Below are 5,689 nucleotides of genomic sequence, written 5' to 3' on the forward strand. Positions count from 1 at the left end.
CACCTACCCGTCCACCCACGGTGTGTACGACGCCGACGTCCGGGAAGTCTGCGACGCGATCCACGCCGCGGGCGGCCAGGTCTACGTTGACGGTGCCAACCTCAACGCGCTGGTGGGCCTGGCCCAGCCGGGCAAGTTCGGCGGCGACGTCTCGCACCTGAACCTGCACAAGACCTTCTGCATCCCGCACGGCGGCGGCGGACCCGGCGTCGGCCCGGTCGCAGCCAAGGCACACCTGGCACCGTTTATGCCGGGCGATGCCAACAAGGCAGCACACGAAGAAGGCCACGGCGTCGCGATTTCCGCTTCACGGTTCGGCTCCGCCGGCGTGCTCCCGATCTCCTGGGCCTACGTGAAGATGATGGGCGGCGAAGGCCTCACCGAAGCCACCAAGTCCGCACTGCTCGCAGCCAACTACATCGCCGCCCGCCTCAACGAGTACTTCCCGGTCCTCTACACCGGCGAGGGCGGGCTCGTGGCGCACGAGTGCATCCTGGACCTCCGCGAACTCACCGCGAAGACCGGTGTCACAGCTGAGGATGTGGCCAAGCGCCTCATCGACTTCGGTTTCCACGCCCCCACGCTGTCCTTCCCGGTCGCCGGGACGCTGATGGTGGAGCCCACGGAGTCCGAGGACGTCGCCGAGATCGACCGCTTCATCGAGGCCATGATCATCATCCGCAAGGAAATCGACCAGGTTGCCGCCGGCGACTTCACGGTGGAGAGCAGCCCGCTGCGGAACGCCCCGCACACGGCAGCCGCCCTCGTTTCGTCCGAATGGGACCGTTCCTACCCGCGCGAGCAGGCCGCCTTCCCGGTGCACACGCTCCGTCAGGACAAGTACTTCCCGCCCGTGGGCCGCATCGACGGCGCGGCCGGAGACCGTAACCTTGTCTGCTCCTGCCCGCCGCTCTCCGAATTCGAAAACTGAAGGGTCCTGTCATGACTGAGAAGTACACCGCTCTCTACGAAGAGCACAAGAAGCTCGGCGCTTCCTTCACCGACTTCGGTGGCTGGCAGATGCCCCTGAAGTATTCCTCCGAACTGGCCGAGCACCACGCGGTCCGCAAGGCCGCCGGCCTGTTCGACCTCTCCCACATGGGCGAAGTCTGGGTCACCGGCCCCGAAGCCGGCGCGTTCCTGGACTACGCCCTGGTGGGCAAGCTCTCCGCAGTTGCGGACGGCAAGGCCAAGTACTCCCTGATCTGCAACCCCGACGGCGGCATCATCGATGACCTCATCGTCTACCGTTTCGGCGATGAAAAGTACCTCGTGGTCCCCAACGCGGGCAACGCACCCATCGTCGCCGCTGCCCTGGCAGAGCGTGCAGCCAACTTCGATGTCACCGTCAAGGACGTTTCCGCCGAGACCTCGCTGGTTGCCGTCCAGGGTCCCCAGGCCGAGGCCATCCTCCTCAAGCTGACGGACCAGGCCCAGCACCCGCTGGTCACGGACCTGAAGTACTACGCGTTCAACGAACTCACCATCGCCGGGCACGATGTCATCCTGGCCCGCACCGGCTACACCGGCGAGGACGGCTTCGAGCTGTTCATCCCCAACGAGGCCGCAGCTGACCTGTGGGCCAAGGTGGCCGAAGCAGGCGCCGAGTTCGGCATCGTCCCGTGCGGCCTCGCGTCCCGCGACTCGCTGCGCCTCGAAGCGGGCATGCCGCTCTACGGCAACGAGCTCTCGCTCGAGCGTTCACCGTTCGACGCCGGCCTGGGCCCCGTCGTGGCGCTCAAGTCCAAAGAAGGCGACTTCGTGGGCCGCGCCGCACTCGAAGCCGTGAAGGAGGCAGGTCCCAAGCAGAAGCTCGTGGGCCTCAAGGGCCTGGGACGCCGCGCGGGCCGCGGCCACTATCCGGTCCTCAAGGACGGCGTCCAGGTGGGCGAAGTAACTTCCGGCCAACCGTCCCCGACCCTCGGCTACCCGGTAGCCCTGGCCTACGTCGACATCGAGCACACTGAGATCGGCACCGCCCTGGACATCGACCTCCGCGGCAAGGCAGAGCCGTTCGAGGTCGTCGCCCTCCCGTTCTACAAGCGCCAAAAGTAGTCCGGCGTCCGTTGGCCCGTCGGGTCCGGACCGGCAAACCGGAGTTTTCACGCGTGCTGCTCGTTCCTCGCTTTGACGCACGCTTTCGAAAACCCCGTCCCGCCGGCCCTCCAGCGCCACCCCCCAACGCTCTCTCACTTGATGTGGGTTTTGGCCCAACGCTCTCTCACTTGATACAGGTTGAGAGCGAACGCTCTCTCACTTACTTACCGACCACCACCAAACTTAAGGAAACACACATGGCCAAGGTTGCCGCTGAACTGAAGTACTCCGTCGAGCACGAGTGGATCTCCACTGACGGCGACGGTCCGTCCGTGATTGGCGTGTCCGCCGTCGCCGCTGAGGCGCTGGGCGACATCGTGTACGTGGACCTGCCCGAGGTTGGTTCCACCGTGACTGCGGGGGAGACCTGCGGCGAGATCGAGTCCACCAAGTCCGTCTCGGACCTGTACTCACCGGTCACCGGCGAGGTCACGGAGATCAACGACGACGCCGCGGCCGATCCCGCACTGATCAACAGCGATCCGTACGGCGCCGGCTGGCTCTTCAAGGTCTCCGTGACCGAGGAAGGCCCGCTGCTCTCCGCGCAGGAGTACGCAGAAGCCAACGGCGGCGAACTGTGAGCGCCCCCGCCGAAGTCAAAACCTTCGAGCAGGTCATCTCGCCGTCCCTGGACGCGGACCTGAGCACGCTGGACCCGGAGATCGCCGTCAAGCTCGACGACGAACTCACCCGCCAGCGCAACGGCCTGGAGATGATCGCCTCGGAGAACCACACCGCCGTCGCCGTCATGCAGGCGCAGGGCTCAGTCCTGACCAACAAGTACGCCGAAGGCTACCCGGGCAAGCGCTACTACGGCGGCTGCGAGCACGTGGACGTCACCGAGCAGCTCGCCATCGACAGGGTCAAGGCCCTGTTCGGCGCCGAGTTCGCCAACGTGCAGCCGCACTCCGGCGCCCAGGCCAACGCCTCGGTCATGCACGCGCTGATCAAGCCCGGCGACACCATCATGGGCCTGAACCTGGCCCACGGCGGGCACCTGACGCACGGCATGAAGATCAACTTCTCCGGCAAGCTCTACAACGTGGTCCCGTACCAGGTCCGCGAAGACACCCACACCATCGACATGGCCGAGGTGGAGCGCCTGGCGCTGGAGACCAAGCCGCAGCTGATCGTTGCCGGCTGGTCCGCGTACGCCCGGCAGCTGGACTTCGCCGAGTTCCGCCGGATCGCCGATCTGGTGGGCGCATACCTGATGGTGGACATGGCTCACTTCGCCGGCCTGGTGGCAGCAGGCCTGCACCCGAGCCCGGTGCCGCACGCCCACGTCACCACCTCCACCACGCACAAGACCCTCGCCGGTCCGCGCGGCGGCATCATCCTCTCCAACGACGCCGCCATCGCCAAGAAGATCAACTCGGCGGTGTTCCCGGGCCAGCAGGGCGGGCCGCTGGAGCACGTCATCGCCGGCAAGGCTGTGGCCTTCAAGATCGCCGCATCGCCGGAGTTCAAGGAGCGCCAGGAACGTGTGCTGCTCGGCGCCAGCATCCTGGCCGAGCGCCTGGTCCAGCCGGACGTCACCGCCAAGGGGATCAGCGTGATCTCCGGCGGCACCGACGTGCACCTGGTCCTGGTTGACCTGCGCAACTGCGAGCTCGACGGCCAGCAGGCCGAGGACCGCCTGGCCGCGATCGACATCACCGTCAACCGCAACGCCGTCCCGTTCGATCCGCGCCCGCCGATGGTGACCTCCGGTCTCCGCATCGGCACCCCGGCGCTGGCCACCCGCGGGTTCGGCGAGGCTGCTTTCCGTGAAGTCGCGGACATCATCGCCGAGGCCTTAACGGCCGACGCCGGCGCGGACCTTTCGGGGTTGCGTCACCGGGTTGAAGCACTCGCCGCAGCCCACCCGCTGTACCCGGGTATCGCAAACCTCGGGTAGTGTCCGGGACCGGCGGACCGGACTTTTCACGCGTGCTGCGCCCCACCGGCACCCTAGCCTCGCAAGCTCGGCCAGGGAACCCCGCCGGCGTGGGCCCACTTCGTCGCTTTGACGCACGCTTTCGAAAAGCCCGGCTTCCGCCGGCACCTCGTGCAGCATCGTGTACTGCGGTGCCGCATCATGAAAATTAGTTAGTTAGGAACCTCAAATGGCCGTTGGTGTCTTTGATCTGTTTTCGATCGGGATCGGACCGTCTAGCTCCCACACTGTGGGGCCGATGCGTGCTGCTGCGGTGTTCGCCGAGGAGCTCAGGGGCTCCGGCAACCTGGCGAAGGTGGCCGGGCTGCGGGTTGACCTGTACGGGTCGCTCGCGGCGACCGGGCACGGCCACGGCACCATGACGGCCATCCTGCTGGGCCTGGAGGGGTTCCACCCCGAGAAAATCCTGCCGGCCGAGGTGGAGGAGCGGCTGGCCGCCATCGCGGAGACCGGCATCCTCAACCTGGCCGGCGCCGGCGGGGAGGGTGTGCCGCTGCCGTATGGCGTCACGGACATCATCCTGCGCCCGCTGACTATCCTGCCGCGGCACACCAACGGCATGACCTTCGCCGTCACGGACGAGGCAGGCGAGGTCCTCCACAAGGCCACGTTCTTCTCCGTAGGCGGCGGCTTCATTGTCCGCGAGGGCGAAGAGGACTCAGCGCTGAAGGAACTTGACGAGTCCAAGAAGGAACTGCCGCTGCCGTTCCGGACCGCCGCCGAGCTGCTGGGCCGGTGCCAGTCCAAGGGCCTGTCCATCGGTGAGGTGATGTTCGTGAACGAGCGTGCCTCCCGCTCGGAGGAGGAGATCCGCGAAGGCCTGCTGCACATCTACTCCGTCATGGAGGAGTGCGTGCAGGTCTCCCTCAAGCGCGAAGGTTTGCTGCCCGGGGGACTGAAGGTCCGCCGTCGTGCGCCCGACTGGCATGAGCGGCTCGAAAAGGAAGACAAGGACCGGGACCCCAAGTACTGGCAGGAATGGGTGAACCTGATCGCCCTGGCCGTGAACGAGGAGAACGCGTCCGGCGGCCGCGTGGTCACCGCGCCCACCAACGGAGCGGCCGGGATCATCCCGGCGGTCCTGTACTACGCGCTGCATTTCGCCCCCGGCATGGACAAGGCAACGCAGGAAGACCGCGACGACGTCGTGGTCAAGTTCCTGCTCACCGCAGCGGCCATCGGGGTGCTGTACAAGGAACAGGCCTCCATTTCGGGGGCCGAGGTGGGCTGCCAGGGCGAGGTGGGATCGGCGTCGTCGATGGCTGCCGGGGCACTCGCCGAGGTTATGGGCGGAACCCCGCAGCAGGTGGAAAACGCGGCCGAAATCGCGATGGAACACAACCTGGGCCTGACCTGCGATCCGATCGGCGGGCTGGTCCAGGTCCCGTGCATCGAACGGAACGCGATCGCCGCCGCCAAGGCCATCAACGCCGCAAAGATGGCGCTCTGGGGCGACGGGACACACCGGGTATCGCTGGACGAGGTCATTGTGACCATGCGCGAAACCGGCAAGGACATGTCCTCCAAGTACAAGGAAACGGCCATGGGCGGGCTCGCCGTCAACGTGGTCGAATGCTAGCCGCAATGCTAAGGGAAGAGAACTGATGACACTGGCACCAGAAGGCCGCAAGCTGCTCCGGGTTGAGCAGCGTA

Annotated in this window: 4 protein-coding genes and 1 pseudogene; all 5 read left to right on the forward strand. The window is 66.5% G+C overall.

Translation table 11 applies throughout. From position 1 onward, the window contains the following. Positions 1 to 931, forward strand: a pseudogene (locus tag DBR22_RS08435) (glycine dehydrogenase (aminomethyl-transferring)); the annotation flags it as partial. An 11-nt stretch (positions 932 to 942) separates the two neighbouring features. Beyond that, positions 943 to 2,055 carry a glycine cleavage system aminomethyltransferase GcvT gene (gene gcvT, locus DBR22_RS08440; RefSeq protein ID WP_108598651.1) on the forward strand — a complete coding sequence of 371 codons (1,113 nt, stop codon included), beginning with the start codon at positions 943 to 945 and terminating at the stop codon, positions 2,053 to 2,055. 239 nt (positions 2,056 to 2,294) lie between these two features. After that, positions 2,295 to 2,678, forward strand: coding sequence for a glycine cleavage system protein GcvH (gcvH, locus tag DBR22_RS08445; protein WP_108598652.1), 384 nt, complete (start codon positions 2,295 to 2,297; stop codon positions 2,676 to 2,678). Beyond that, entirely contained in the window at positions 2,675 to 3,997 is a 1,323-nt protein-coding gene (gene glyA, locus DBR22_RS08450) for a serine hydroxymethyltransferase (protein ID WP_108598653.1), read from the forward strand. Before gcvH ends, glyA begins: the two co-directional genes overlap by 4 nt. A 208-nt stretch (positions 3,998 to 4,205) precedes the next feature. Further along, positions 4,206 to 5,615, forward strand: coding sequence for an L-serine ammonia-lyase (locus tag DBR22_RS08455; protein ID WP_108598654.1), 1,410 nt, complete (start codon positions 4,206 to 4,208; stop codon positions 5,613 to 5,615). The last annotated feature ends 74 nt before the right edge of the window (positions 5,616 to 5,689 follow it).

Origin of the sequence: Arthrobacter sp. HMWF013 (assembly GCF_003061105.1) — a bacterium.
In the GTDB taxonomy this organism is placed as follows: domain Bacteria; phylum Actinomycetota; class Actinomycetes; order Actinomycetales; family Micrococcaceae; genus Arthrobacter.

What these genes read in the sequence shown, in the direction of transcription:
- gcvT (WP_108598651.1), top strand. Translation starts at nt 943, where the DNA reads ATGACTGAGAAGTACACCGCTCTCTACGAAGAGCACAAGAAGCTCGGC.
- gcvH (WP_108598652.1), top strand. Translation starts at nt 2,295, where the DNA reads ATGGCCAAGGTTGCCGCTGAACTGAAGTACTCCGTCGAGCACGAGTGG.
- DBR22_RS08455 (WP_108598654.1), top strand. Translation starts at nt 4,206, where the DNA reads ATGGCCGTTGGTGTCTTTGATCTGTTTTCGATCGGGATCGGACCGTCT.